Here is a 2,259-nt window from a genome sequence, read left to right on the forward strand (position 1 = left end):
CTTCAGCCCGCAGACCGTTGCCTTCACGGAACAGGCGGTCGGGCAATACCAGAACATTGTCGGGCAGGGTGGCTGGGTCGAGGTTCCCGCGACCAAGAAGCTGCAGCTTGGCGTCGATGATCCCGATGTGGTGCCGTTGCGCAAGCGGCTGATGGTTTCCGGCGACCTGTCGCAGAGCGCCGGCATTTCGACGGCTTTCGATTCCTATGTCGACTCGGCAGTCAAGCGCTTCCAACTGCGTCACGGCCTGCCGGCTGATGGCTCGATGGGCAAATACACCTATGCGGCGATGAACGTTTCGGCGCAGATCCGGCTTGGCCAGTTGCAGACCAATCTGCAGCGGCTGCGCGAGAAGGCCGGCACGCTGGGCAGCCGCTACGTGCTGGTCGACATTCCGGCAGCCCAGGTCGAAGCGGTCGAGAACGACCGCGTCGTGCTTCGCCACACCGCGATCGTCGGCAAGATCGATCGCCAGACGCCGATCGTCAATTCCAAGATCACCGAGATCATCGTCAATCCATACTGGAACGCGCCGGTCTCGATCGTGCGCAAGGACATCATTCCGCTGATGCGGAAAAATCCCGATTATCTCAAGAACAGCCACATCCGCCTGTTCGCGCCCGATGGCAGCGAAGTCGATCCGATGAATGTCGACTGGTCGACCGACGACGCCGCCAAGTACCGGTTCCGTCAGGATCCCGGCTCGGAAAACGCCATGGCTTCGGTGAAGATCAATTTCCCGAGCCCTGATGGCGTCTACATGCACGACACGCCGCAGCAGAGCCTGTTCGGCAAGATGTTGCGTTTCGATTCCTCGGGCTGCGTGCGCGTGCAGAATGTGCGCGACCTCGTCACCTGGATCCTGCGCGACACGCCCGGCTGGGACCGCCAGCATTTCGAGGCGGCGATCAAGACCGGTGAAAACACGCCGATCCAGGTCACCAATCCGGTGCCGGTCCACTTCCTCTATCTCTCGGCCTGGTCGACCGGTCCGGGCGTGGTGCAGTTCCGCGACGACGTCTACGCGCTTGATGGCAACAACGAGCTGCAGATCACGTCCGCGCTTTAAATATTTGATTTCTATTTAAAAAGGCCGCCTCTCAGGGCGGCCTTTTTTCATTGATTGGGTGCCGCGGCGTTTTTCACGGGAGGGCGGCTGGACGGATCGGCCGGCTTTGCGCATGGTCGGCGGGAAAGCCTGGAACCGGACCATGGAAGTCGCTGTCTTCATTCTGGTCGTGCTCGTCTTCGTGGCGCTTTCCGGCGCGCTGGTTCGCCTGGTGCGGGTGCCGTTGCCGGTGCTGCAGATTGCGATCGGTGCCGCGCTCGCCTGGCCGGTGCGCGGCATCCATGTCGAGATCAATCCGGAGCTGTTCCTGCTGGTGTTCATTCCGCCGCTGCTGTTCGGCGATGCCTATGGCGCACCGAAGCGTGAACTGATGGCGCTGCGCGGACCGATCCTGGATCTGGCCATAGGGCTGGTCTTCTTCACCATCGTCGGCTTCGGCTACGCCTTGCATTGGCTAGTGCCGAGCATCCCTCTGGTGGTCGCTTTTGCGCTTGCCGCGGTGCTGTCGCCGACCGACGCGGTGGCCGTGTCCTCGATCGTCGACAGGAATGTCGTCCCGGCGCGGCTGATGCACATTCTCGAAGGCGAGTCGCTGCTCAACGACGCTTCAGGCCTCGTCATGTTCCGCTTCGCCGTCGCAGCAGTGCTGACCGGCAGCTTTTCCCTTGCCGCGGCTTCGTTCAGTTTTCTCTATGCCGTGGCGATCGGCATCCTGATCGGCGTCGCGGCGCTGTTCGTTGCCGCCAAGCTGCTGCAATTGCTCAACCGGATCGGCGGCGTGCCGGCCGAAGCGCAGGTGCTGGTGATGGTTCTGCTGCCCTTCATCGCCTATCTCGGCGCCGAGCATGTCGGAGCGTCCGGTATTCTGGCGGCTGTTACCGCCGGCCTGCTCACCGGCGGCTCCGGCGTGTTTCGCTTCCTCGGCGTCTCGGCCCGCATGCAGACGATGTCGCTGTGGACGACGCTTTCCTTCGTTTTCAACGGTGCTCTCTTCATCGTGCTCGGCCTGCAGCTTCCCGACATCATCCGCCATGTGCCGCCGGAACTCATGAGCCTGCACCCGATCATCCAGCCGATCGCGACCGTCGTGGCGCTGACGCTGTGCCTGATCGCGTTGCGCTTCCTGTGGATATGGGTAGGCGATCTCGCAGCCGGCATCGCCGCACGTCTGGGCAAGCGCAAGGTGGAGC

2 protein-coding genes are annotated in these 2,259 nt (G+C 62.6%); both read left to right on the forward strand.

Annotation, left to right across the window (positions count from 1 at the left end; translation table 11 throughout):
* Window positions 1-1,069, forward strand: a 1,069-nt coding sequence (locus ENZ74_RS29715; RefSeq protein WP_206522354.1) for a L,D-transpeptidase family protein, incomplete at its 5' end; no start/stop codon positions are given.
* A 142-nt stretch (window positions 1,070-1,211) separates the two neighbouring features.
* Window positions 1,212-2,259 (forward strand): sodium:proton antiporter (locus ENZ74_RS29720; protein ID WP_164761307.1); only part of this gene is annotated, 1,048 nt, incomplete at its 3' end.

Origin of the sequence: Mesorhizobium sp. M7A.F.Ca.CA.002.15.2.1 (genome assembly GCF_003998715.1) — a bacterium.
Classification (GTDB): Bacteria; Pseudomonadota; Alphaproteobacteria; order Rhizobiales; family Rhizobiaceae; genus Mesorhizobium; species Mesorhizobium ciceri.